At 44.7% G+C, this 25,879-nt stretch carries 20 protein-coding genes; 11 read left to right on the forward strand and 9 right to left on the reverse strand.

Annotated features, from left to right (window positions below):
- Positions 1-124: 124 nt before the first annotated feature.
- The 3 genes from R7R24_RS01625 to yccS all read right to left on the reverse strand — a co-directional run bounded on the left by R7R24_RS01625 (position 125) and on the right by yccS (position 3,081).
- Positions 125-427: a hypothetical protein gene (locus tag R7R24_RS01625; RefSeq protein ID WP_062731017.1), complete on the reverse strand. Its 303-nt coding sequence runs from the start codon at positions 425-427 to the stop codon at positions 125-127.
- Positions 428-507: 80 nt separating this feature from the next.
- Complete coding sequence (locus tag R7R24_RS01630; protein WP_005376575.1) at positions 508-738, reverse strand: hypothetical protein; 231 nt, start codon at positions 736-738, stop codon at positions 508-510.
- A gap of 189 nt (positions 739-927) precedes the next feature.
- Positions 928-3,081 carry a YccS family putative transporter gene (gene yccS, locus R7R24_RS01635; protein ID WP_005376573.1) on the reverse strand — a complete coding sequence of 718 codons (2,154 nt, stop codon included), beginning with the start codon at positions 3,079-3,081 and terminating at the stop codon, positions 928-930.
- A 324-nt stretch (positions 3,082-3,405) separates the two neighbouring features.
- Here yccS and helD point away from each other — a divergent pair, with 324 nt between their 5' ends.
- Positions 3,406-5,475 (forward strand): DNA helicase IV, encoded by a 2,070-nt coding sequence (gene helD, locus R7R24_RS01640; protein WP_005376572.1) that lies wholly within the window; start codon positions 3,406-3,408, stop codon positions 5,473-5,475.
- Positions 5,476-5,552: 77 nt separating this feature from the next.
- Here helD and R7R24_RS01645 read toward each other — a convergent pair whose 3' ends face one another.
- Complete coding sequence (locus tag R7R24_RS01645; RefSeq protein WP_005376571.1) at positions 5,553-6,008, reverse strand: methylglyoxal synthase; 456 nt, start codon at positions 6,006-6,008, stop codon at positions 5,553-5,555.
- A gap of 64 nt (positions 6,009-6,072) precedes the next feature.
- On the reverse strand, positions 6,073-7,122 hold the full coding sequence (torT, locus tag R7R24_RS01650) for a TMAO reductase system periplasmic protein TorT (protein WP_081051359.1): 1,050 nt from the start codon (positions 7,120-7,122) through the stop codon (positions 6,073-6,075).
- A 43-nt stretch (positions 7,123-7,165) separates the two neighbouring features.
- Between torT and torS the strand changes: the two genes are divergently transcribed.
- A complete protein-coding gene (gene torS, locus R7R24_RS01655; RefSeq protein ID WP_053307617.1) occupies positions 7,166-10,129 on the forward strand; it encodes a TMAO reductase system sensor histidine kinase/response regulator TorS in 2,964 nt (987 codons plus the stop codon).
- 49 nt (positions 10,130-10,178) lie between these two features.
- Here torS and R7R24_RS01660 read toward each other — a convergent pair whose 3' ends face one another.
- From R7R24_RS01660 to R7R24_RS01670, 3 genes are all read right to left on the reverse strand, one after another.
- Positions 10,179-10,370 (reverse strand): hypothetical protein, encoded by a 192-nt coding sequence (locus tag R7R24_RS01660; RefSeq protein WP_005376565.1) that lies wholly within the window; start codon positions 10,368-10,370, stop codon positions 10,179-10,181.
- An 18-nt stretch (positions 10,371-10,388) separates the two neighbouring features.
- Positions 10,389-12,743: a fatty acid cis/trans isomerase gene (locus tag R7R24_RS01665; protein ID WP_191115928.1), complete on the reverse strand. Its 2,355-nt coding sequence runs from the start codon at positions 12,741-12,743 to the stop codon at positions 10,389-10,391.
- 80 nt (positions 12,744-12,823) lie between these two features.
- A complete protein-coding gene (locus tag R7R24_RS01670) occupies positions 12,824-13,210 on the reverse strand; it encodes a winged helix-turn-helix domain-containing protein (RefSeq protein WP_005376561.1) in 387 nt (128 codons plus the stop codon).
- A gap of 306 nt (positions 13,211-13,516) precedes the next feature.
- Between R7R24_RS01670 and R7R24_RS01675 the strand changes: the two genes are divergently transcribed.
- A complete protein-coding gene (locus R7R24_RS01675) occupies positions 13,517-15,064 on the forward strand; it encodes an arylsulfatase (protein WP_005376560.1) in 1,548 nt (515 codons plus the stop codon).
- 134 nt (positions 15,065-15,198) lie between these two features.
- Here R7R24_RS01675 and R7R24_RS01680 read toward each other — a convergent pair whose 3' ends face one another.
- Positions 15,199-16,056, reverse strand: coding sequence for a LysR family transcriptional regulator (locus R7R24_RS01680; RefSeq protein ID WP_005376559.1), 858 nt, complete (start codon positions 16,054-16,056; stop codon positions 15,199-15,201).
- A gap of 141 nt (positions 16,057-16,197) precedes the next feature.
- Between R7R24_RS01680 and R7R24_RS01685 the strand changes: the two genes are divergently transcribed.
- The 8 genes from R7R24_RS01685 (at position 16,198) to R7R24_RS01720 (ending at position 25,839) form a co-directional block, all read left to right on the forward strand.
- Entirely contained in the window at positions 16,198-17,724 is a 1,527-nt protein-coding gene (locus R7R24_RS01685; protein WP_213883425.1) for an arylsulfatase, read from the forward strand.
- 106 nt (positions 17,725-17,830) lie between these two features.
- Positions 17,831-19,132: an anaerobic sulfatase maturase gene (locus tag R7R24_RS01690; protein ID WP_115386602.1), complete on the forward strand. Its 1,302-nt coding sequence runs from the start codon at positions 17,831-17,833 to the stop codon at positions 19,130-19,132.
- An 85-nt stretch (positions 19,133-19,217) separates the two neighbouring features.
- Positions 19,218-20,201 carry an AAA family ATPase gene (locus R7R24_RS01695; protein WP_191115925.1) on the forward strand — a complete coding sequence of 328 codons (984 nt, stop codon included), beginning with the start codon at positions 19,218-19,220 and terminating at the stop codon, positions 20,199-20,201.
- A 12-nt stretch (positions 20,202-20,213) separates the two neighbouring features.
- Entirely contained in the window at positions 20,214-21,176 is a 963-nt protein-coding gene (locus tag R7R24_RS01700) for a DUF58 domain-containing protein (protein ID WP_017821549.1), read from the forward strand.
- Positions 21,177-21,755, forward strand: a complete 579-nt coding sequence (locus R7R24_RS01705) for a DUF4381 domain-containing protein (protein WP_017635361.1) — start codon at positions 21,177-21,179, stop codon at positions 21,753-21,755. It abuts the gene before it with no gap.
- Positions 21,748-22,818 carry a vWA domain-containing protein gene (locus R7R24_RS01710; protein ID WP_033906482.1) on the forward strand — a complete coding sequence of 357 codons (1,071 nt, stop codon included), beginning with the start codon at positions 21,748-21,750 and terminating at the stop codon, positions 22,816-22,818. Before R7R24_RS01705 ends, R7R24_RS01710 begins: the two co-directional genes overlap by 8 nt.
- A complete protein-coding gene (locus tag R7R24_RS01715) occupies positions 22,811-24,541 on the forward strand; it encodes a VWA domain-containing protein (protein WP_191115923.1) in 1,731 nt (576 codons plus the stop codon). The genes R7R24_RS01710 and R7R24_RS01715 overlap by 8 nt, the downstream gene beginning before the upstream one ends.
- Positions 24,538-25,839 carry a BatD family protein gene (locus R7R24_RS01720; protein ID WP_033906485.1) on the forward strand — a complete coding sequence of 434 codons (1,302 nt, stop codon included), beginning with the start codon at positions 24,538-24,540 and terminating at the stop codon, positions 25,837-25,839. Before R7R24_RS01715 ends, R7R24_RS01720 begins: the two co-directional genes overlap by 4 nt.
- Positions 25,840-25,879 lie beyond the last annotated feature (40 nt).

The following is a 25,879-nucleotide window of genomic DNA, read 5'->3' on the forward strand; positions in this document are numbered from 1 at the left end:
TTGATTTTAAACAGGAGATATTTGAATCGAAATAGAAAGCAAGAACGAAGCAAAGGGGTTATCTTGTTACAACGTTATAGTGATAGTTGGAAATTAAAATAGCGATAATTTGACGTTAAATCGCCTAAACGTGGATGTCTAGCAAGCTGCCAATGATTTCATTGTTTTTCTCTATGACAGACGCGCCAACTCGGTTATAACCAGCGGCTTGAGCTAGGTTGATGAGAAATTCAACTTTTTGAGAGGGAAGGCTAGGTGTTGAGGCTGTTATTGCGACATCCGCAACCGCAGCTAAATCGATGTTGTGATCAGAAAGCTCTTCTTTTACCTTACTTACATTATTGCTAATGCCATGTGCAGCTTTCTCGGCCATTTGTTGTGACATCTGAACGATGTGGTATCCAGATTGAATTCCCGATACAGGCATATCACTACTCCCAACATTATGATAGTGAGAGCATAGGTGGAGTTTATAAAACGTTCAAGTGTTTTATATCAATGACTTGATTAGGCAAACAGTTTGGCAAGCATTTCTCTTTCTTCACCAGATAGAACCGGTTTTTGCGCTTTATTTAGTTTCACGCTGATCTCACCTTGTAATGACTTTAACTGACTTGCCGTTAAATCACTGAGCTTTTGTTTAAGTTCATTAAATTGTTGTGCGTTCATCTCAATACCTTCGTCGTGATTCGGTTTATCCGTCGTTGCCCGAAATTCTTCATCCTTTGGATACAACATATTTATTCAACCAAAATAGATTAGAATTTGATCGATTGATTTTTGTCCGAATATTGTCAAGGTGTGTTAAGTGATACGTCAGATTTTTCCTAAGAAGGTACATAATTACCCACTTTGGGGTAGATGGAAGCGTAAAAAGAAAAAGGGAAGCGATATAGCGCTTCCCTCTTACATATGGTTTGAATGTTACTAACTTACCCTGACGGCAAACTTACTAGCAAGTGAATGAAGCTCTGGGAGCATGCGATAGATAAGATGAAGTTGCTGCAATACCATGCGGGCAGAGCTGTCGTCTTCATCGCGCCATTCGTTTAAGCGTTGCTCGAGTCCAGCATCATCAATATTAGATAGGTCACACTCCTCACAATGCTGGTGAAGCTGTTTATGAAGTACATCCAGATGCTGATGAATACAACGGTGAGCATCTAAAACGAGTTTATGAATTGACTCATCTTCGATGCGAGTTCTGTGCGCGCCTAATGCAGAAATATAGTTCAACATTGCGTGATTTAACGTTAGGAAGCGAAAACTTTCATCAACAGCTGCACGATATTTGCCAGGCTCCGCCAGCATCGTACTAATCGCAGAAGAGAGTGAGGCATCATTATTGTGGGCCTGGCGGCGAGCGATACGGTAACTCAAATTGTCTTTCTTGCCGATTCTATACTGACCAATGATCTGATCGAGATACTGCTTGTTTGCCTCTATCGCATCCGACATAACTTTGTGAAGCCTTCTCGACTGCCAGTCGGGCAAAATAACTAATACAGCTCCTACTGCAAGTACACACCCGATGAGGGTATCTGCTAGTCGAGGAAGGACAACTGCGTAACCTTCACCTAGTTGATTAAATAAGAAGAGGACGAGCAGTGTAATAAAACCAGTCGCGTACCCATAGTTGTTCATCCGGAAGGCGAAAAACATCACACCAGAGATAACGATAAATACTAACTGGCTTTCTTGAGAAGGGAAAAAAGTCAGCAATGGTACACCAATCAACAAACCAGCTAATGTACCTATTACTCGCGCCGTCAATTTTTGGCGAGTGGCACTGTAGTTCGGTTGGCATACGAATAAAGTGGTTAAGAGTATCCAGTAACCTCGGTCGATGTTGAATATTTGAATGATTCCATAGCCAATCGTTAAGGCAATTGACATACGTAATGCATGCCGAAACAGCATCGAATCTTTGTGTAAATTTGCTGATATACGCTGCCACATCGCTTTTAGCGTGTGTGGGTTGGTATCGGCGAGGGTATCTTCTTCTAGGCCTTCGACATCTGGGTTGTTAATGTTATTAAGTTGTTTTTCTACCGTCGCTAAGTTGTTGAATAAATATGTTAACTGCATCAGCAGACGTTTCCAGTGCCCTTGCTTTTGTTCTTCTAGATAAGCAAGAGAGTTCTGTACTTCAGCTAATGCCAGAATAGATTGATCGGTATGGGAGTATTCATTTCCTAGCTGAATGGCTAGTGCAATATCACGACACGCTTGGGCTTGAGACTCCAAAAGATATTTAAAACGAAACAGCACATCAGAACGTTCAAATTCGGTCGCTAAATCCTGATAGCGATAATGGCTAGAACTGACGCGTTCGTGAATGTCTTGAGCGATGAAATAAATATTTAAAAATCGGTCACTAGGCCCATCAATGTGACCCCGTTTCGATCGGTTAAGTAATGTGGTTTTACAAGCGTTTAGTGCCGTAACCGTGGCAGCATTGCATTTTGCAGCTTCAATCCGTAGCGGTTGTGGCGTCAAGTTGGTCACAGGGTGAAAAAGCTTGGCTTTCGCATCAAGATAATTCGCCATTTGGAAGAACACATTGGCTAAGCTTTGTTGCACCGGTTGAAGAGGCCAAAATATCTGCCAAATCATGGACATGAAGTAATACCATGCGGCACCAGTCAAAAGCAGTAGTGGCTGAAACCAAATGTTGGTGCTTTCATGTGCGCCAAGCATAGTATAAATAGCGATCAGCAACGAACCAAAAGCAATACTCGCGTACTTAGGACCTATCGCTCCAAGAATGATGAAGCCGAAGGTTGAGATAAATAATCCCAACGCAAAAGCCCAAGGGGTATCGAACAAGATTTCAATTGAAAAAGCAGCAAGCGCAAAACAGAGAAAGGTGAGAATCAGAGCCTTGATGCGTCCAGTGAAACTGTCATCACTTTCAGCCAAAGCAGCAGCAATAACGCCTAATATTAATGGCGTTATCAGCGTGTTTTGCTCGAAGTACCAAGTTGGGATAACCACACCCAGTAAGGTAATAAGGATAAGAACGCTGTAATTTATCGTCTTGTTTGCCCAATATAGCCGAAATTTAGAAGTTGCTTGCACAATGCGCCTTATGTTTCCGATGAAGAACAGGGGGAATACTACCAGACCCACTATAGCGCGTTTATGATTTACTTTAAGAAAAATTCGTGGTTGCTGATAAAATCAGCAGGGATGTCATTGACTTATATTAAAACTGCCAGGTCATGTATTGAGGATTGTAAAGCCAGCTTCAAATAACCTCAGCTTTAGGTTATTAAATCGACAGTAATGTGAATTTTATTAAAGAATAGAAGAAGAAGCTTACTTAGGTGCTCGCCGTTGCTACAATTTAGCGCCTTAAAATGATATAAATCGACAACTTCTAAACTAAAAGGCGCACGTTTCATGCAGCTTACTGCCACTAGCAAAGCACAGTTTTTTATTCAAAATGAGTACCATCACGTCGAAATAAAAGAGAACAGTGTTTTATTAAGCTCGATAGGCAGTGAAGAACATATTCCTTTTACGATCTGGAATGGCAAAGTTAGCGTAAAGCGTGGGTTATTATGGAGCTCTTTACAGTTTTTTGCTCATGAACACGAAGGCAAACAACAAAGCTGGCTAGTCCAAGGTTTACCGTGGCCGCAATGCCGAAAGTTTGCGCTTGAGGCCGTTCGTCAATATCAAGAGTGGCACAACACTCAGTGCCGAAAACTGGCTGAGTATCTACCTAAGTGGGAAGAAGAGCTTTACAAACTAAAGCACTTGCCTGCTTACTTATCGCATTCTCAAGTGGTCTCCTGGGTTGAAAGCCTTAACCAAGAGTTAAGCGAGATGAAAACCACCCTAGAAGAAGCCAAAATGCGAATGCCGAATCGTATGTCGCAAATAGAGCCTTGGCTCATTGATACCTCTGAGGCGCTTGGTGAGCGTAATCGCGATTGGCTAGAAGCAGAACGTCCAAATTGGGAAGTGCTGTTTAATCAAATTGAATCCTCTCCTTTGAATTTATCCCAGCAATATGCGGTATTGCTCAACGACGACCACAACTTAGTTCTTGCTGGGGCCGGCTCGGGCAAAACCAGCGTTTTAACCGCACGAGTTGCCTATTTGTTGCAAAGCCATCAAGCTCAAGCAGAAGAGCTTCTCATGTTAGCGTTCGGTCGTGATGCGGCGACTGAAATGAAAGAACGCTTAGTAGATAAAGTGGGCATGGCGGCAGACGGTGTGCGCGTCAACACATTCCATCAGTTGGGCTTGTATATTCTTAAACAAGTCGAACAGCAACCTGTCGAAATTAGTCCTTTAGCGTTGGACGAAAATCAACGAACAGCATGGTGTGTAGACTGGTTGAAAAAACATTGGATGACACCCACCAACTTTAAACGTTGGCAAAAACATTTAGACAAATGGCCGATTGCGTACCTAAAAGGGGATGATGAGTTAGGAAGCCATTCAGAAAATCCAAAACTGATCGCTTGGCTAGATTCGCAGCTGTCTCATTTAGCGGCGGTGGGCTTGACCAAAAAGCAAGTACAAGAAAAGCTCGTAAACCACCAAGACTATACGCGTTTAAATAGTGAACTCGCCTTATGCTGGCCATGTTTTACAGCGTGGCAGAAAATGCTTAAAGAAAGCAACCAAGTGGATTTCCCAACCATGATCAGTCGTGCGACAGATTATGTGAATAAAGGGAAGTTTGTCTCGCCATGGCGCTTTATTATGGTCGATGAGTATCAAGATATCTCTCCAGATCGTCTGGCATTGATTGAAGCACTGTGTGAATCCACTCAGAAACAAGCAGGTGCCACGTTATTTGCTGTTGGCGACGATTGGCAAGCGATCTATCAGTTTGCAGGAGCGGATGTCGATCTTATCACTGGTTTTAAAGAACGCTTTGCTCACTCAACCGTTCATCACTTAGATACAACTTATCGTTTCAACAATCAGATTGGTGATGTAGCGAATACATTCGTGCAGCAAAACCCATCGCAGTTGCCGAAAACACTAAACAGCCACAAACAACGCAAGCAGAAGAGCGTACATACCGCGCCGAGCAATCAAGTGGAAAAGATCTTGGACCACTTGAATCAACAAGCCAAGCAAACCAAGTCAGTTTTATTGCTAGGACGTAACCATTATCATAAGCCCGATTTGTTCGACGATTGGTTGCGACGTTTCCCTAATCTCGATATTCGCTTTATGACTTGCCATGCGAGTAAAGGACGCGAAGCTGACTTTGTGATTATTCTTTCTGTGGATGAGGGGCAATTCCCCGCTAAGAAGAAGCAAATTCACATTGATGGTGCGTTGACGGAGTCCAAAGACAAATTCCCTTACGCAGAAGAGCGCAGGCTATTTTACGTGGCGATTACACGTGCGAAAGAGAAGGTTTGGATTACGCATACTGGTGCGGGATCTGCATTCGTTCAAGAGCTCGTTAATGGTGACTATCCCATCGTGACTTCTCGTTAAATGCAACGTTTAGAATGTTAAAAACAGTAAAGGCGATACTTGGTATCGCCTTTGCTTTATTTGGTTAGCATCAAAGCTTACATGCGCTCAGCAAGATAGGCTTCGTAATCCGGCACTTCGATGTCTACTTCTTGCTCAAGAAGAGGGGAGTTAAACAGGAACTTAGCGGTGGCTCGGTTCGTTGCTACAGGAATATTCCAAACACTAGCAATACGAAGAAGCGCTTTAACGTCTGGGTCGTGAGGTACGGCATTCAGTGGATCCCAAAAGAAAACGAGAACGTCGATTTTGCCTTCTGAAATAAGAGCGCCTAGTTGTTGATCACCGCCCATCGGACCACTGATCATGCTCTTGATCGCAAGTCCAGTTTCTTTACTTAGCATGTGTCCTGTCGTGCCAGTTGCGTAAAGGAAGTGACTCTGTAGCTTTTCTTTGTTTTCTTTTACCCAGCGAAGTAGCTCAGGTTTGCAGTTGTCGTGAGCAACCAAAGCCACATGTTTATGGGTTGGCATGGTACGAATGGTTTTTTGCATCAAGATGTTTCCGTTTGTATGATTTTAAAATTGTTGTGACTCAATAGAACACGTTTTTGGTCTTTCAATCAACAGCCTTAACACGGAATGTCGGCCTATATTCTGACGGAGATAACGATTCTTCGATCGTGTCGTCATGAAGCGTCTTCGGAGTCAGTGGTTTGATGGTTGGTGAGGCATGTTTGTCATACGTTTTACCTCTTAAGTAATGCGTTGCTTGCATCATGGAAAGCCGACCTTGCTGCACCATTTTATCTGTTGGTGCGAAGAGCACTTTGTTACGTAACAGGCCTCGATATACACCATGACTTAAGTACACAGAAACTAGACCGATCTCCTCAGCTTTGCCGGCACTGCGCAGCTCACTGATGGCCGCTTCAATCGCCACTGCACTGCCAACAATGTAATCTATATTTCCCATATCGATCACACGTTGAACTAGGTTACGTTGTAACTCCTTGTCGTTGTCTGCCCAAAATGAGTCAACAATGTTGATATCACTTCCTTGTATCGCTTCATAGAATCCGGCAGTAACGGGTTTCGTACCACCACGAGTTCGCGGCCCCAAAAGTAAGGCAATGTTGGTTTTTCCTGACCCCTTTGGATGGCGAGCTGCCAAATATTGACCCGCTTCGTATCCCATCCAATGCCAGTCAACACCGACAGTCCCTTTTAGCAACTCACTTTGTTCTTCATCCAAGTCGAGTTGGTTCACAGTAGCAAAAACGGGAGTATTCCCTACCCAATTTTTAAGTGAATGCTCGTAAGCCTGTGGGTCCACGGTCCCAAGGATAACGGCATCTGCTCCCCATTGGTTACACAGTGCGAGTTGTTGTTCTTGACGGGTTTTGTTTGGGTAGCCGCCCGCTTCAAGAACTCGTAGCTCGACACCTTCTCTTTTCGCTTCGGACACCATTCCATAGTTTACTGACAACCAGTATGAATCCTTTAGGTGAGGGTATATTGCACATATTTTCTCTGCGGCAACCGCTGGCAAAGAAGCAACGAGGGTTAAAGTGGCTGCAGAATGTTTGAAAAATGTGCGAAATGCGTGTTGATTTTTAACCATGAAATGAAGTTCGTTGGCATAGATTAAGTAAACACTGCAAAATATAACGTAATATGTCGCTGAACACGAACATTAAGGTCATGAAAATATGCTGCTAGCAACTGCAAGCATCGGTCGTAAACTTTTGTTGTCTTTCATTGCGATGGCAATACTGGTCATGTTATCGGCACTTATTGGTGTGTCTGGATTTTCTTTGGTTGCCAAAACCGAAAGAAATGTCGTGGATTCTGCGATTCCCGCCATGATTGAGGCGAGGCAAGTCTCTGAGTTGAGTACTCGTATTATTTCGTCTGTACAAATGTTGTCGAACGCAAGAAACGAGCAGGAAAGAAAGGAGTCAGGGCGAGTGCTGTTCGAACAGCTCGAGTCTTTACTCACTCACATCAAGGAGCTCGGGAGTGAGTCGTTCGATTCTCAATTGTTAGAAGCTTTAGAGAATAACGTCCAGAACGTTATCGACAATTTGGCAGAACTCGGTGTTTCGGTTGAAAAAAAGCTGTGGCTTGCAAAAGAGATAGATACTCGTGTTGAAGAAATGCGTCTGCTCAGTGAAGAGCTAGAACAACTAACTCGTACGCAAGTTCAGAATACAAGCACCATTGCTGTTGCTAACGTCACGCATATTTATGACTTATTAGAATCGAATAAAAAATCGCAAGTTTATCAGGCGCTAGATGCACTGGTGGAGGTCGATCTTGATCTGACTGAGCGATTACATGAACTGCACTTGTTGGCCTTTAAAATGTTGAATCAGATTGAAGAGGCTCGGACATTAACGAATATTGAGCGAATTCAACAGGTTCAAAGTGATTTCGATAGCAACCTCAAAATCATGCAACGCCGTGTACTCGCTGTGGAAGATCCTACGCGCTCTAAGCAAATGAGCCAACTGCTCATAGAGCTTGGTAAGCGTCAGGTCGTATTTTCTATACTGATGCAGCAATACGAGAATAACGAACAGTCACAACAACTGATGCAAAAGACATTAGAGTTGTTCTCAGAGCTTAATGGCACGGTCAACAAATTGGTTGATGATTCAAACAAAACCACTACCGTCGCTGTAGACCAATTGACCAGCACACTGAAATTCGCTCAGTGGTCTTTAACCGTTATTTCAATTGTTGGTTTGATTGTATTGGTGCTGATTTTATGGCGTGTGGTGTACCTTTCTGTTGTGAAGCGGTTAGCTGAATATTCCGCTGCGTTGCTGTCTGTGGCGCAGGGTAACTTAGCGGTTGAGTTGGAAGTGAAAGGCAAAGATGAGTTGGCGCATATGGGGCAGGCCATCATCACGGCTCGTAATACCGCGCAAGCACTAAAAGTGGTAGCAGAGGGTGAAGCTCAAGCCAAGCGAGAGCTTGAGGAGCATAAAGAGCATTTAGAAGAGCTCGTTGAGCAGCGCACTTCGCAGTTAAAACAAGCAAACCGCCGTTTGAATGAAGAGGTTTTGAATCACGCTAAAGCTCGCAAGCAAGCAGAGCAAGCGAGCCGAGCAAAATCGGCATTCTTGGCGACGATGAGCCATGAGATAAGAACGCCAATGAACGGAGTGTTGGGGACAGCACGCTTGTTGATTGACTCAGGCCTCAACCCAATTCAAAAGCGTTATGCAGAAATCATTAATCGTAGTGGTAAAACGCTGCTCGCGATCCTTAATGATGTACTGGATTACTCCAAGATTGAAGCGGGGCATTTAGAAATTCGTCACATGGGCTTCGATTTACACCAAATGGTGGAGGACACTTTCCAGTTAATGAACAGTCGAGCACAAGAGAAGAAGCTGCTGTTCTCCTACCATATTGAAAGTGATGTTAGTCGCTACTGGAAAGGGGATGTCACCAGAATCAGTCAGGTGCTGAACAATCTCGTTGGTAACGCGATTAAGTTCACTGACGAAGGAGAAATTGATATCTACGTTAGCCTGAACCCTGAGGACGAGTCGCAAGTCCTGTTTGAAGTATCAGACACTGGAATAGGAATTGCCAAAAAATACCAGAGAACGTTGTTTGATGCCTTCACGCAAGCTGAAGGTGGGATGAGCCAAACTGGAGGCACGGGGCTTGGACTTGCCATCAGTAAGCGAATCATTGAAGCGATGGGCGGTGTTTTAGAAGTCGATTCCGAAGAGGGAAATGGTAGCCGATTCTGGTTCTCTATTCCGTTAGAGGAAAGCGAACCTGTTGAAACAGGAACTGTGGCAACCGCACGTTGCAAAGTGAAAGCAAAGGTCTTGCTGGTAGAAGATAATGAAGTCAACCGAGTGGTCGCGGAAGGTTTTCTAGAAAGCATGGGGCATCAAGTCGTGATGGCAGAAAACGGCTCACAAGCAGAGCAACTGATCAGCACACAAGATTTTGATATCGCTTTGGTCGACATCAACCTCCCTGATTGTGATGGAACTGAGTTGATCCAACGCTTAAAGCGGATTGAGTGTGATAAGCCGGCCAATAAAGCGCTTGCCGTCACGCCAATGATTGCAGTGTCTGCGCACGTTTTTGCGGAAGAAGTTGAGCGCTATCTAGCCGCTGGTTTTGACGGATACTTGCCTAAGCCATTGGCAAAAGAGGCACTCGCGGCATTGATTCAGGATGCGCTAGACGGAAAGCCGTTGTTGTTGCCACAAAATGCCGACTGTACCCCGTTTGATCAAATTTCGCCTCAAGAACAAGAGCTACAATCAAAGGTCGTTCAAGCACCCCAAAAAAAGGAACCCGATGTGGTTATCATTAATCCGAGCGTGATTGAGTCCGATATGAAAATCTTGGGCAGAGATAAGATGTTGCACATTATTAATCTGTTTAGATCCACCAGCACTGATGTATTAAGCAAACTGCAAGCGTCTGCTGAGGACAATGATAGTAAAGAAGTAAAGAACCTTGCCCATAAATTAAAGGGCAGCGCGGGAAGTTTAGGACTAACTGCATTAATGAACGCTTGCCAAGCAATTGAAGCCGCGGCTCAACCTTTAGATACCTATAATGCGACTAAAGATGATTTAGTTTCTCAAGTGTCTGCATCAATTCAAGCTCTGGATGAGTTAATGGCGAAGTAATCCATCGAGCATTGAAAATAAAAAAACCTCCGGCTTCCGGAGGTTTTTTCTATTCGGTCATGTCATCTTCCCACTCGAATCGAGTGTCTAGGGCATAAGGGTCATCATCAAAAGGATGTTCCACTTTGCCACGCAAGTATTCGAGTTGATGCTCAAGCATATTGACCGTTTCGTAGTCTCCCTCAGAACAAGCAACGTAAATCTGCTGTTCAAGAGCGGCAATGTTATCTCGGATACCCATGAGAACCCCCTTAAATCATCATCGATTCTCAAAACGATTATAGTCAAGTAATCCAAATTCGATCGGTTGTTTTGTACGGTACCAATTGTGTAAACGATCGCTAAATGACCAGAATTTTTCTGAGCTTCTACGAATCGCAAAATTATCCAATAACTTAACGTAATCGGACTCGTTTTGGATGGCACTAAATTGATCGACAAAATCTTTTACTTGGTTTTCGTTGATCGAGAAAAATGCCGCAGGGTAGCTTCCCACAACGCCGCGTACAATGGTCATGTCATCGTTAGCAAAGTCACGGTTACTTTCTTCATCAAACAAGCTAGAGATGTTTGTGTGTGCATTGTTGTGAAGTAAGGTGAACAATTCATCTTCCCCTGATTTACTTCTCACCATAAGCATAGTGATTTGCGGAACGGTTTTCAGGCCTTCACCACGAACGTGGTCAATACGTTTTAGTTGCTTTTCACTACTCGCAGAAAGAGCCGTGTCTTGAATTTCGTAGCGAGGCAGAAGCACATCTGAGACATGTTCTCTCAACAACTCCACCAACTCCGTTTTTGGATCGTCACTCTTATACTGAACGCTGGTTGGTTGGTTAAACGGCTTCACATTTCGTTGTAAAAAGTCACTCAACTGCGGGCTTTGATCTTTATACCAGCTAGATTGAAGTTCATGGCGCATATCGGCGGGTAACAACGAGATAAAGTTACTTTCGCCTTCTAGACGCAAGAAGTCCATAAACATTCGTGTCATGAGCTGGTGGCCGAAGTTACCGTAAACGTCAAACCCAGCAACAAGCAAATAGTGGATACGCTCTAGTAACGCGTAGTCAAGAATCCACACTGTTTTAGGCTGTTCACCAACTAACCCTTGAACAACAGAAGCACTATCAAAATGGCGGAATATCGTTAATGCCGCATTATGGTTGGTGCCATTACCATCCCAAATTACTTCGGTGGATAGGTTTTCACCTTCTTTAAACCAGTTATTAGTGAACTCAGATTTAGCCTCTAGGTAGCGAGCTTGTTGACGCGCGTACTTGACCCAGTTGGTAACAGGTAGCGTGTTACTTTCTTGCTCTGCCGGTAGTTTTAGATTATCAGCCTGAGATCGGTAAAACTCATTTACTTCTGGGATGTCTGCTTTATCTGGATCAAGGAAAAACACCCAAAAGCGATCATTGATAACATTCAATGCCAGTTGGCCACGACAAACTGGGCCTTTGATGTATGCCATTATTGTATTTTGTGCATTATCTAGCATGAACTTAAAGCGCGACTTCACTGGAAGGTCGATGAATGATGTCATCGGGTTTGCAGCAACTTCTGGTTCATAACTCGGTAGCTGACTAACCATGTAATCAGCATCAATAAACCAAGTTTTCCAGTTCTCTATGCGTTGCTTGTTTAACGCGAATGGCATGTGAGTTTTATCTACTATGGTCCCTTGCTCTGGAATAATTCGATAAAACACACGTTCAACCCCTGGATCATCGTACGGGCGACGCGTTGAAATACGTTTGACGGGCTGTCCTGGTGGTGTAGCAGAGCGGACGAGCGTGAAGAATCGGGGATCTTCATCGAGTTCCGAAAAGTAGAGATGAGATAAAAATAAATGCTCATATATATACCTAGCCATCAGCTGATTTTTCAAATCAGAGTGGTTAAGTAATGCTTCGTACTTATCTATTTGCGCTTGCTCTTTCTCACTAACAGGTCGGTGAACGTTCATTATTGCGCCGTTTTCCAACCAAGTCATGAGTGTGTGGTATTCACTGTTTGATAGGTTTGGCATACCAAAAGGCATTCCCCAGGTCGGGTTATCCTTTTCGTATTGCTCGTATTCTTCAATCGTCGGACAGGTTTGCTCTCGGTCTATCGAAAAGTCAAAGCCTTCTAACTGGACTTGGTCAGGCAATGGGTGGCGCTCTTTTTGTTGTAGCAAACGTGCGATAAGGCCTGCATCAATGTTGGCTGCCATGCTTTGATCACGTTCGTTGAGAACCGGATGAAAACCCGCATCGCGCCACTCTTGGGTTGTTTCTGCATCTTCGAATAAGCGTGTTGGTGCTGCGGCTGTGAGTCTTGTTCCTTCATATACCAGTGCTTTACTCGCACCACGGTCAATGCCCTCAACAGAAGAGAGCTTAAGTTGACATGGTGCATCGTAGCACGCGTGGCAGACGACACAGCGGTTATCCATAATGGGTTTAACTTCGCTTTGGAAGAAGTTTGCTTGAGGGGTTTCCACGTCAACTGTGCGTTCACGCACGAGCTGTGGACCAAACAGTTGGTCATAGTTAAGACCAGCATAGGTTGCACAGCCGGCAAACAAAGTAGCAATGCAAAGTGTAAAAATTAAGCGCAAATTCATTGAGTTATTTTACGTGATTAGAATTTGCATTAATTAAAGCAAAATAAGCGGTCAATTACCAAAAGTTGGGTCAATTAGCGTTAATTTTTCTGTTGATTGTCTGAGCGCTTGAAAATGTAACCCTGGCGGTGGACTGTCTGAATTCTGTCTGTTGGAACGCCTTCGTGAACTAGACGCTTTCTCATTCTGCTCATGTGCATATCGAGTGCTCGATCATGTTCAGTAAATTCACGTTTTAGTACTGTTTCGTAAAGAAAATGCTTACTAAGTACTTGATCTTGATGGTGAGTGAGAGTTTGCAGCAGCTTAAATTGAATGCTTGTTAACTGAACAGATTTCTTGTTTGGCAAGTAATTGAGTACCACAGAGTGAGTGCGCTTATCTAGTAATAGCTCTTCATCATTATGGTGAACGCCGTTGTGTTGGCATTGGGAAGTTTTTCCATTTGAAACCTTGGAGTCAAGCACACGGGTACCTTAATTATTAATAGTAGTAAAACGTATTATCATTAATATTTATGTAAAAGCAATCAGGTACTTTATGAGCACTGTGATATGCGTAGACAATCTTAATACTTGAGATTAACAGTAGTGATGAATGGTGCGATGGCGCTCTGAACTAAAGTGCTATTGGAGTGCGTATTAGCTACAAATAACGGTGTAATGTTAGGCAAAGATAGAAAGAATTCTCATTTAGTAAATTCGCTTATCCGCTATTTGTGAACTATACATTCTGTTGCAGGAAGCACTTTTCTAATACACACAGAGGTTTATATGACAGCGAAATATGGCGTTAAACGCCGATTAGCGATTCTTGCCGCCGCTTTAATCGGTGCGACAAGTAGCAGTATCGCAGCAGAGAAACCAAATATTCTCGTCATTTGGGGTGATGATATTGGCCAGTCCAATCTCAGTGCTTACACGTTTGGCTTGATGGGGTACAAAACACCAAATATAGACAGTATCGCCAAAGAAGGCATGATGTTCACTGACTATTACGGTGAGCAATCTTGTACAGCGGGCCGTTCTACTTTCATTACGGGCCAAACCGTTCTTAGAACAGGTTTGAGTAAAGTGGGGCTTCCAGGTGCTGATCTTGGCTTGAAGGAAGAGGACGCAACCATTGCCGAAATGCTGAAGCCGATGGGCTATATGACAGGGCAATTTGGTAAAAACCACTTAGGTGATAAAGATGAGCACCTTCCTACTAATCACGGCTTCGATGAATTTTTTGGCAACCTTTATCACTTGAACGCCGAGGAGGAGCCAGAAAACGTCGATTATCCTAAAGATCCTGAGTTTCGTAAAAAGTTCGGTCCGCGCGGCGTTATCCGTTCGTACGCTGATGGCAAAATCGAAGATACAGGGCCTCTAACTCGCAAGCGCATGGAAACCGTGGATGAAGAGACGTTAGATGCGGCACTCGACTTTATGGATCGTGCCGTCAAGGCTGAAAAACCTTTCTTTGTCTGGTGGAACGCAACTCGTATGCACTTCCGTACTCATGTGAAAGAAGAGAACTCTGGAAAAACAGGTATCAGCGAGTATGCAGATGGTATGGTCGAGCATGATAACCATGTAGGTCAGCTACTGAAAAAAGTGGATGATTTGGGTATTAAAGACAACACAATCGTCTTTTACTCCACCGATAATGGCCCACACATGAACTCGTGGCCAGATGCAGGTACAACGCCATTCCGTGGAGAGAAAAATACCAACTGGGAAGGTGCGTACCGAGTTCCTGCGATGGTACGTTGGCCAGGTAAAATTAAAGCTGGCTCTGTTTCGAATGATATCATGCATCACATGGACTGGATGCCAACGTTTGTTGCTGCCGCGGGTGATGACAATATCAAAGAGAAATTGCTCAAAGGTTATAGTGCGAATGGTAAGAAATTCAAAGTTCACCTAGACGGCTATAACTTCCTACCATATTTGACTGGTAAAGAGGATAAGGCCCCACGAGAAGAAATTTTTTACTTCTCAGATGATGGAGACTTAACTGCACTTCGCTATAACAAATGGAAGCTGGTCTTTATGGAGCAACGAGCAAAAGGCACGTTGCGTATTTGGGCTGAACCATTCACCACACTTCGTGTTCCTAAGATCTTCAACTTGCGTATGGATCCTTACGAAGTGGCTGATATCACTTCTAACACTTACTACGATTGGATGCTAGACCGTGCTTACATGCTTGTTCCTGCGCAAGCTTACGTAGGCAGATTCCTTGAAACGTTTAAAGAGTTCCCACCAAGGCAAAAAGCAGCAAGCTTCTCGCTCGATCAAGTGATGGAGAAACTAAAAGAGAACCCAAATAAGTAGGAAAAGCTAAGTGAAGTATCACATATAGAAAGAGGCTCATTAACGTGAGCCTCTTTTTTATCTGTAAAATTCTATCTATTCAGGTTTGTAGAAAGCTTGATGACGAAAACGCCTAACGCTTCAATTGACAAGATTTATAAACAAATTGGTTCGTAGTGGGCTGCCGTTAAGTTGGCTTTGATTTTTTCACGTAGAGCGATGTGGGCTGGGTTGTTTACCTCTCGCTTATGGTAAACGAACTTGTAAGGGATAGAGCGTATCGAAATGGGGCAGGGCAAAATTTGAAGTTTGAGCGCTTTGCTCCACTTGTTTGCAAAAGATTGAGACACGATCCCTAAACTGTCTCTTTGGGCGACATACAGCGCCATGCCCGCTAGCGAAGATGTGATCAAGTCGACTTTTCTTTCTTGAATTGTTTCCTTTGCTAGTTGCTCGAACCCCGACATGTTGTTCCATTTTCCTGAAAATAAACAGTGAGTTTCCTCATAAAATTGCTCTTTTGTGAGCGTGCCGTGTACACGGGGATGGTTCTCACGACAGATAACCACGGCTTCTTCCTCATAGGCATCTTCAATAATAAACGCTGCATCTTTCGTGATCACCGTATCGATTACTAGATCGACTTTTTGTTGTCTTAACAGCTCAAATAATAGGAATTTTTCGGGTGGTGATTCATAAAAAATAGTGTTCTTTATCGGGTCCATAATGTGCAACAAAATTTCCGAACAACACACTTCAAAATGATTTCTATCAGATATCGCATTGTCAATAATACTAACCGCTTGCTGGAATTGCGGCAGTAATTGATAAGCGGTGGAGGTTAGTGCGATACCTCGTCCTTTTTTAACGAATAATTGCTTATCTACGACTTGCTCTAAACGCTTTATTGCAGCGCTCACAGCAGGTTGTGTAAGCCCTAATTGTTCCGCGGCTTTTGTATAAGATTGAAACTCCGCAACAACAAGAAAAGTTTGGATCAAATTCAAGTCCATAACGTCACTCATAAATTTAATTTATAGGTTAACTAATTTTGACTGCATTTATCGCCTGAAATTAGTGCTTTATCTTATATCAACAATGGTATTGAAAAGCGAATACCGTTTTTTACGCACTAGCGAACTCTTGGAGATAATATGAAAAATGCGACCAAAACGAGCAGTAAAAAACTCGTACTTAACGCATGTACGTTAGCATTAGGCGCTGCATCTGCAGTTGCACATGCAGCGGACAAACCCAACATTCTTGTCATCTTTGGTGATGATGTTGGTTACTGGAACCTTAGTACCTATAACCAAGGCATGATGGCGTACAACACGCCAAACATCGATAGCATTGCTAAAGAAGGTGCGAAGTTCACTAACTTCTACGCACAGCAAAGCTCGACAGCAGGCCGTTCTTCATTCATCACTGGTCAAATGCCAAAACGTACAGGTCTATCAAAAGTGGGCTTACCAGGCGCTCCGGAAGGTATCTCGGAAAAAGATCCGACGATTGCAACCGTGCTTAAACAAATGGGTTACGCAACTGGACAATTTGGTAAGAACCATTTAGGTGACCGAGACGAGCATCTTCCTACCAACCACGGTTTTGATGAATTCTTCGGCAACCTATACCATTTGAACGCAGAAGAAGAGCCAGAGAACGTGGATTACCCTAAAGATCCGGAGTTCAAGAAGAAATTTGGCCCTCGTGGCGTTATCCATTCTTACGCTGACGGCAAAATCGAAGATACCGGTCCACTAACGCGTAAGCGTATGGAAAATGTTGATGGTGAGTTTCTTGATGCCGCAGAGAGCTTCATAGAAAAGCAAGTAAAAGCGGACAAGCCGTTCTTTACTTGGTTTAACACCACTCGCATGCACAACTTCACACATGTTCCTGAAGAATACCAAGGCAAAACAGGCGCTGGTTTCTACGCGGATGGTGTTAAGCAGCACGATGACCAAATCGGTCAGCTATTTAACAAGATCAAAGAGTTAGGTGTGGATGACAATACAATCATTGTTTACACCACTGACAACGGCCCTATGGTTGATTTGTGGCCGGATGCTGGGATGACACCGTTCCGCTCAGAGAAAAACACTGGCTGGGAAGGGAGTTTCCGTGTGCCAATGTTGATTAAATGGCCTGGAAAAATTGAGGCAGGTAAAACATTCAACGGCATGATGTCATTAGAGGACTTTTTCCCGACACTAGTTGCTGCGGCAGGTGATACCAAAGTTAAAGACGAATTACTAAAAGGCAAAAAAGTTGGCGATATGGACTACAAAGTTCACCTAGACGGTTACAACCAACTGCCATATTTAACGGGTAAGTCAGACAAATCCGCACGAAATGAGTTCGTTTACTGGAGTGACGACGGCGATCTTGTGGCATTGCGCCAAGGAAAGTACAAGTTCCACTTTATGATTCAAGAGAATGAAACGGGTATGGATGTATGGCGTAAGCCGTTCACTAAACTTCGTGTGCCACTGATCTTTGACTTGAGCATTGATCCATTTGAACGAGGCGATCAAGGCATGGGTTATTCTCGTTGGATGTACGAGCGTTCATTCTTAATGATGCCAGCAATGGATACAGTGAAAGAGGTGATGGGTACATTCAAAGAATTCCCTCCTCGTATGGAAGCAGGTTCGTTCGTACCTAAGTCTTCTAAGTAAATTAAGATTATATAGCGCTTTTTGGAGCGCTATATACCCAAATAGCTTCACTTTTGCTGTACAGCGCTCACGAGGTTATTTGGGTATATGTAATAGTGAGAAACGTATGAGTAAGATTTCCCCTCGCCATTCTACTACTATGCCTATTGTTCCTCTTAAAACGGCGTCTAAAGCGCCTGTTCTGGGCGCGTATGACCGTCGATTCCATGTGATGGCAAAGCCAGGCGGAGCAAAGTGCAACATCGATTGTCAGTACTGCTTTTATCTGCATAAAGAAAATCTACTGCACCAAGAAAAGCAGCCAAAAATGGACGACGCAACACTGGAAGCGTTCGTGAAAAGCTATATCGAAAGTCAGGATGGCGAAGAAATTGTATTCTCATGGCAGGGCGGGGAGCCGACGCTGCTTGGGTTGGACTATTTCCGCAATGTCGTAGCTTTGCAAAAGAAATATCAGCCGAAAGGCGTTCGCATTGAAAACGACCTTCAGACCAACTGTATTTTGCTAAACGATGAGTGGTGTGCGTTTTTAAAAGAGCACAACTTCCTAGTTGGCTTGTCGATTGATGGACCACGAGAGCTGCACGACAAATATCGCAAAACCCGCAGCGGTAAGCCAACGTTTGATCTCGTGATGAAAGCGGTAGATAAGCTCAAAGCGCATGGCGTGAAATTCAACGCGTTGGTCACGGTGAATCGTCACAATGCGAAATACCCGCTCGAAGTATATCGATTTTTAACCCAAGAATTGGGTGTGACTTATATTCAGTTTGCGCCGGTGGTAGAAGCCAACAACTTCCAAACAACCGCGCCGCAGTTTTGGAACGAACAGATGATCCCAACCAAAGGCAGTGATCTGGCTAAACCGGGGCATCCAATGTCGATTGTAACGGATTGGTCAGTCGATCCTGAAGACTGGGGACGCTTTTTAATGGCGACCTTTGAAGAGTGGGTGAATAACGATCTTGGCCGTGTGCTGGTTAATCTGTTTGAAACCGCGGTGGCGCAAGTAATGGGGAAACCGTCTCAGCTTTGCGTGACGGCGGAGTTTTGTGGCAAAGGGTTGGCGATTGAGCACAATGGCGACGTGTTCAGTTGCGACCACTATGTGTATCCAGAATACAAACTCGCCAACATTCATGAACACTCACTGAATGAAATGGCCTTCTCTACAAGACAATATACTTTTGGCATGGCAAAACGCGATTCATTGCCGACGTATTGTAAGCAATGCCCTTACTTGCCTTATTGTTGGGGTGAGTGCCCAAAAAACCGTTTGATCAAAACGCCGAATGGTGAGAGTGGTCTAAACTATTTGTGTTCGGGAATCAAAATGTTCTTTGATTATGCGTTACCGATGTTGGTTGGTCTTGCACAACTTCTCCAATCTCAAGAACCGCAAAGATAACATAGTGAATATAACCTTAAGTTATTTCATTTGTTCTTATACTTAACTATCGAAAAGACGGCTTAAACCATTGAAAAGGTATCCTATGAACCACGCACAACAAGCGATAAAAGAACTCATCGAACAAACAGAAAAAAGCGTCATTGGACAAAGCCACGTGGTTCGAGCTTTAGTCATCGGGTTATTAACAAATGGGCATATTCTGCTAGAAGGTTTACCGGGAACGGCAAAAACACGTTCCGTAAAATCGTTGGCGAACTTGTTAAACACCAGTTTTGGTCGAATCCAGTTTACGCCGGATCTTTTACCATCTGACGTGACGGGTACTGAGGTTTATCAAGAGCTGGATGGTAAGCCGCAACTCCACTTTCAACCTGGGCCCATTTTTAACAGCATTGTACTTGCTGATGAGGTCAACCGTGCACCTGCCAAAGTACAAGCGGCACTGCTTGAAGCCATGGCCGAAGGCACAATCACAGTAGGCGATAAAACTCACGTATTGCCAGACTTATTTATGGTGCTTGCAACGCAAAACCCAGTAGAGCAAGAGGGCACGTACCCACTGCCAGAAGCGCAAATGGACCGCTTTATCATGAAGGTTACCGTCGATTATCCAGAAGATGACGCCGAACGTGACATCATTCGTTTGGTGCGCAGTGAAGAATTGGGTGCGGAAACCAGCAGCGAAATTATTACGCCAAAACACATCGAGCCAGACGTGGTGCTAGAAGCGCGTCGTCAGTTACCAAACATCGTGGTATCAGACCTAGTGGAAAACTACATCGTTGCGTTAGTGATGGCGACTCGTAAGCCAGAGCGTTATGCCGATTCAAACTTAGCAAAATGGATTGAGATTGGCTCTAGTCCTCGTGCTTCTATCGCACTTGACAAATGCGCTCGTGCGTATGCGTGGATGCAAGGACGTGACCATGTGACTCCTGACGATGTGCGTGCCATGGTTCCGTCTGTATTGGGCCACCGTTTTTCTTTGACCTACGATGCACTGGCAGATGGGGGCGATCATCAACGAGTCGTACAAGAGCTGCTAGATTGTGTAGAAATTGGGTAAGTGGGAGGCATTATGGCTAAGCCAACTCTTGCGCCAAAATCACAGGGGATGGATCCCCGTTTGTACTGCGATTATGCTCGTTTAGTACGTCTGCAAGCACAAGCAGAATCATTCAGTTTACTTCCTCATCTAAAAGCGGGTAGCGTACTCTCTGGCCGACACAATTCGTTGTTTCGCGGTCGTGGATTGAACTTCGAAGAGCTGCGCCATTACCAATTGGGTGACGATATTCGTAACCTTGATTGGAAAGTTACGATGCGTACAGGTAAGCCGCACGTGCGCAGCTATACAGAAGAAAAAGATCGCAACGTAATCGTGTGTGTCGACCAGAGAAGCACAATGTTTTTTGCTTCGACGCAAGTAATGAAATCAGTTGTCGCGGCAGAGATCGCAGCGATGTGTGGGTGGCGAGTATTAAAAGATGGCGACCGAGTCGGTTTTGTCATCGCATCCCCGCAGGCGTTGTTTCACAGCAAGGCACAGCGTTCGCAAAACGATCTTCTGGCGCAACTTAAACGTCTCGCTAAAGCCAATCAATCGCTCAATGTGGACTCCTGCAATTCCGAAAAAGTAACGTTCAGTCAATGGATTGAGCTTATTAAACGCATGAAGCTCAAGCAATCCACTTTGATTTTTATCAGCGACTGGAGCGACTGCGAGGAGCACCACCTTGATCACCTTAAACAGCTACAACAGCACAACGATGTTCTTGCAGTGATGGTCAGTGACCCATTAGAACAAGCGCTACCAGACGATTTGGCAAAATCGAAATGGGTGGTTGGTGACGGGCAGTATCAACTCAATTTAGACAGCAAAGCAAAGGTAGAAGCTGCGAGCGCAAAGCTTGAGGCTCGAACTAGCTTACAGCGTCAATCACTCTCTCAACTTATGGCGATGAAACACCTTCCGCACATCGAACTCGATACGACAGGTGAGCACATTAAACAATTCCAAAAACTGGTAGGAGGGCGTTAAATGAGTGATCTTCCTACGCCTCCAAGTACCTACATACTCAGAGAGCTGCATGATGTGGCCGTACCATCTAGCGTGAGTTGGTACCCGCAAACTATTGGCTGGAAAATTTTAGCGGCGGTTGCGTTCATTGCATTGGTATATTTCGCATATCGCTTGGCTCGGCAATGGTGGCATAATCGTTACCGAAAAGAAGCTCTACTGGCGATTTCGCAAATCAACCCGAGCGACAAAGACATGCCAAAAGTATTGTTCTCTGTGCTTAAAATAGTGCTGATTCATATTGATAGCCGCAACGCGAAATTGTTTGATACCGCCTTTCTGCGCAAGCTCGATGCGCTGTATCCGCAAACCAGAGACTCTCAAGCAAACTCGCAAATGGTTTTTAACGATGAGCTTTCAAAGTGCTGGCTACAAAGTATTGTTGACCCAAGCGTTACGCTAACCAACGAAGAGCGAGTAACGCTTATTGCTCGTGCGAAAAACTGGGTGAGTGAGCACCGTTGTGATGCTCAAAAAAGCGCGGCAAATAAATCACCACGATTGAAACGCAAAGCACATCAGGGAGGTCAACATGAATGATCTTCTTGCATCGATAACTGGTTTGTCTGGTTTTGAATTTGCTCACCCAATGTGGTTTCTGGTTTTGCCCTTGCCGTTGGTGGTGTACTACTTGGTGCCTGCATATCGCACTAAGCAAATGGCGATCAAAGTGCCGTTTTTTAGTCAGCTGGTGGAAGCGATTGGCGAGACGCCATCAGAAGGTGCAAGCCAGTTGACCCCGAGTTGGTGGCAACGAGCAACGTTAATTCTTTCATGGCTTTTGGTGGTGTGTGCGATGGCAAAACCCACCGTGTTAGGCGAGCCTCAAGTTCGCGAGAGTTTAGGCCGCGATGTGATGGTGGTGGTGGATCTTTCGGGCTCCATGGCCGAGCCAGATTTCACCTCACGTACAGGCGAAAAAATTTCTCGTCTTGATGCGGCAAAAGAAGTGCTGTCGGAGTTTGTTCAGTCTCGTAAAGGTGACCGATTAGGCTTGGTGCTTTTTGGTGATGCTGCTTTCGTGCAAACGCCATTTACCGCAGACCAAAAAGTGTGGCTCGAACTGCTTAACCAAACCGATGTGGCAATGGCAGGGCAGAGTACCCATCTTGGTGATGCGATTGGCTTAGCGATTAAAGTTTTTGAGCAAAGCGATAAGTCGCGTAGTGCTTTAGAACAAGACCAAAACCGTGAAAAAGTCGCGATTGTATTAACCGATGGTAACGACACGGGCAGTTTTGTTGAACCGATTGATGCGGCGAAAGTTGCGAAAGCCAAAGGCGTGAGAGTACACGTCATTGCGATGGGCGATCCGGAAACGATAGGTGAAACCGCGTTGGATATGGACACGATTCATCGCATTGCGAAAGAATCCGGCGGTGAAGCGTTTGAAGCACTCAACCGTGATGAACTATCGGCTGCCTACGACGAAATTGGCAAACTGGAACCTCAACTTTACGAAAGCACCACATACCGCCCAAAACAAAGCCTTCACCATTACTTGATGGCGTTAGTGGTCATCATGCATTTGCTCGCGTTCAGCGTCGCAACACTTAAAAGAAGGGCTGTTACACGATCATCATTAGGAGAGAGCGATGTTTGATTCTCTTAGTTGGACGCAATTCTTTACGCAGTTTCATTTTATTCGACCACTGTGGTTACTGGCTTTGATCCCCATGTTTTTCTTGGTGTGGTTACGCTGGCGAGAAGAAAGCGAGCCAAGCTGGAAGGATATTCTGCCCGAACATTTACGCAATGCTTTGACGATAGGTGAGCGAGGCTGGCGTAAGCAACTGCCGCTTAAGCTCTTGATGCTGATTGTGTTCATCGCCATTGTGATTTGTGCAGGCCCAACGTGGCAACGAGAACCTTCTCCCTTTGGCGAAGATAAAGCCTCTATGCTTGTGGTGCTTGATAACAGCGACTCGATGCTGCAAAAAGATCTCCCACCAAGCCGCCTTGAGCGTTCCAAACAGAAAGTACGCGATTTGCTAGCCGTGCGAAAAGGCGGAAAAACGGGTTTAGTCGTGTTCGCGGGCAGTGCTCATGTCGCAATGCCTATAACTCAAGACAGCAAAGTATTTGACCCATTTTTGGCGGCCATTACGCCAGAAATTATGCCCGTGCAAGGTAAGCTTGCCGAAAAAGCCTTGCCGTTAATTGATCAACAATTGCAAGGTCAACCCGGCTCCACCGTTCTGTTGGTGAGCGACGGCGTGAACCCGGCAACAATTAAGCAATACCAAGCGTATTTTGCAGGCAAACCTTATCAACTGTTAATTCTTGCGGCAGGGAATGCTGACATTGTGAGTAACAACCCAATGGATTTGGATTCTCTACAAAAACTGGCTAGTCAGACTAACGGTCGATTGGTGGAAGTGACCGTCGATAATAGTGATATCGAGCAACTGAACCGATACGTTGAGCGCAATATGCAGCTTAATGGCGAATCTTCAATGCCTTGGAAAGACATGGGTTATCAACTTCTGTTTCCAATCGCGTTGATCATGATGCTGTGGTTTAGAAAAGGGTGGTTAGTGCAATGGTGTGTGATTGCGATGGTGAGCGGTACACTGTTGATGCCGACCAGTGCAATGGCGGAGAACATTTCTGTTAAAGCCGAGCAGCCACAAGTTGTGCAAAAAGTGAAGACCTTCGACAAGGTGGCGCAATGGTGGTGGGATTTGTGGCTGACGCCAGACCAACAAGGACAGCGTTTGTTCAACCAACAAGCGTATTTAGAAGCTGCAAAACACTTTGTCGATCCATTACGCAAAGGCACGGCGTACTACTACGCTAGCGAGTTTGAGCTCGCGCACAGTGCGTTTTTGGAAATGCAAAACGACCCGTCTGAAGAGGTTCGAGATTACGGTCTTTATAATGCGGCGAGTGCATTGGCGCGTCAGCGTGAATATTTGGCTGCACGTGACTTGTTAAAATCCCTAGCCAACAAGCCAACGTTGAGCGAGAGGCTAAGACCGGATGTTGAGCATAACTTGAAAGTGATTGGTGGTATTGTAGAGGACATCAACCGTATGAGTGAGAGTCAGGCAGGAACAGAGCAAGAAGCATCAACCGAGCTAGGCGATAACCCTCAAACCGCAGAAGGGGCGGATGAAAAAACGTCAGCGGAGTTGATGATTAAAGAGACGTTAAGTGCAGACGACATCTTAGGTAGCCAAGAATTAGCCGACAAATGGTTAAAGCGAGTCGAAGCGGATCCTAAATACTTCTTAAATGCGAAGTTTCAGATTCAATTGCGTTCAATAGAAACCGGAGAATCAACCTCTACTGCGAACGAAAATACAGAGGAGGCGGTGCAATGATGAAAAGCCACCGTTTTACGCACTTTGCTTTACCCTTGTGGTTAGTTATCTGTTTCGGTTTCCTCCTGAGCAGTAGTGTGTTGGCTCAAGATATTCGTGACGTTCAACGAAAGCATGGTGTTGAGTTACAAGCGTGGGTTGGTAAACAACCAACGGCTGGAGAGAAGCGTAAAACACCAAGTTTTAGCGTCAATGAGCAAGTTATTTTAACCATCGAAGTGGCAACGCCGCGTTGGTTTACGGGTGGTACGAGAATTGGCAATATTGAAATACCCAATGTTATCGCCAAACAACGTAATCAACTAGCAACCAACTTTACTGAGCAAAAAGAGGGACAAACTTGGTCGCGTCAACGCTGGGAAGTGACTTTGTATCCACAAGCATCTGGTGATTTTGTGATTCCACCTGTCGCTGTGGGCGTTCAGGTGTCGGCGCCGGATGGCGAGAAGGTGTCAGGCACACTTTATACGCAGCCGATTAAGTTCAAAACTGTCTTGCCATCGGGATTGTTGAGCGGTGATACGCCTTGGTTTTCTGCAACGCACGTAGACGTAAAACAAGAGTGGGAAACCTCCACTGAGTCACTCAAAGTTGGGGATGCAATCACGCGTAAAATCACCATTTTGGCTCAAGATTCACTATCTGTATTGCTACCAGACTTGTTGAAAGGAGAATCAACAACCCGTTATCAAGCATATCCTCAACCCCACCGTTTGACAGATACGCAAACACGTGGTGATTACCAGTCAACACGCACAGAAGAGAGCGTGTACGTGATTCAACAAGGTGGTGAATTAACCCTGCCGGATTATGAGTTCCGTTGGTGGAACAGTAAGACTCAGCAAGTGGAAACGGTGATGTTAGAGGGCAAAACTTTTGCCGCGAAGCACACGTTGAAGTCCTTCATCAGAACGTACTTTGAATGGATTGTTTCCACGCTTGTGTTGCTGGGTTTTGTGATTATTTCATTGGTAGCCATTAAACGTTACTACCGCAACAGACCGACACCAGCATGGCTGACGTTTCACCGTTTGTTAAAGGCTAAACGTTGGTCTGAAGCAAGGACCATATTGTACAAACAATTGCGTTTAAATACGGCCGAGCTAGAAATGACCAAAGCCGATACGAGTGAATCGTGGCAAAAAAGTGCGTCGCGAATGCAAAATGGTGAAAATAGCGCTCATTTACTGAAGTCGATGTGGCGCAAAATCCAGACCAAACAAAAACGCTTTAAATTCCGTATTCCGCGAGCGTTACCAGAACTGGACAAAGTCATTGGAAGAGATGGCAATGAATAAAACGGGGCGCTAATATAGCGCCTCGTTTTTATTAGAGAAT

The organism is Vibrio sp. 704 (genome assembly GCF_033339295.1).

Bases quoted from the DNA above. Each gene is read 5' to 3' on its own strand.
- helD (WP_005376572.1), top strand. From the start codon at position 3,406: ATGCAGCTTACTGCCACTAGCAAAGCACAGTTTTTTATTCAAAATGAG.
- R7R24_RS01710 (WP_033906482.1), top strand. From the start codon at position 21,748: ATGAATGATCTTCTTGCATCGATAACTGGTTTGTCTGGTTTTGAATTT.
- R7R24_RS01720 (WP_033906485.1), top strand. From the start codon at position 24,538: ATGATGAAAAGCCACCGTTTTACGCACTTTGCTTTACCCTTGTGGTTA.
- R7R24_RS01645 (WP_005376571.1), bottom strand. From the start codon at position 6,008: ATGCAAAAAACCATTCGTACCATGCCAACCCATAAACATGTGGCTTTG.
- R7R24_RS01665 (WP_191115928.1), bottom strand. From the start codon at position 12,743: ATGAATTTGCGCTTAATTTTTACACTTTGCATTGCTACTTTGTTTGCC.
- R7R24_RS01660 (WP_005376565.1), bottom strand. From the start codon at position 10,370: ATGGGTATCCGAGATAACATTGCCGCTCTTGAACAGCAGATTTACGTT.
- R7R24_RS01705 (WP_017635361.1), top strand. From the start codon at position 21,177: ATGAGTGATCTTCCTACGCCTCCAAGTACCTACATACTCAGAGAGCTG.
- R7R24_RS01685 (WP_213883425.1), top strand. From the start codon at position 16,198: ATGAAAAATGCGACCAAAACGAGCAGTAAAAAACTCGTACTTAACGCA.
- R7R24_RS01715 (WP_191115923.1), top strand. From the start codon at position 22,811: ATGTTTGATTCTCTTAGTTGGACGCAATTCTTTACGCAGTTTCATTTT.
- R7R24_RS01700 (WP_017821549.1), top strand. From the start codon at position 20,214: ATGGCTAAGCCAACTCTTGCGCCAAAATCACAGGGGATGGATCCCCGT.
- R7R24_RS01625 (WP_062731017.1), bottom strand. From the start codon at position 427: ATGCCTGTATCGGGAATTCAATCTGGATACCACATCGTTCAGATGTCA.
- R7R24_RS01695 (WP_191115925.1), top strand. From the start codon at position 19,218: ATGAACCACGCACAACAAGCGATAAAAGAACTCATCGAACAAACAGAA.
- R7R24_RS01675 (WP_005376560.1), top strand. From the start codon at position 13,517: ATGACAGCGAAATATGGCGTTAAACGCCGATTAGCGATTCTTGCCGCC.
- R7R24_RS01630 (WP_005376575.1), bottom strand. From the start codon at position 738: ATGTTGTATCCAAAGGATGAAGAATTTCGGGCAACGACGGATAAACCG.
- R7R24_RS01690 (WP_115386602.1), top strand. From the start codon at position 17,831: ATGAGTAAGATTTCCCCTCGCCATTCTACTACTATGCCTATTGTTCCT.
- R7R24_RS01680 (WP_005376559.1), bottom strand. From the start codon at position 16,056: ATGGACTTGAATTTGATCCAAACTTTTCTTGTTGTTGCGGAGTTTCAA.
- torS (WP_053307617.1), top strand. From the start codon at position 7,166: ATGCTGCTAGCAACTGCAAGCATCGGTCGTAAACTTTTGTTGTCTTTC.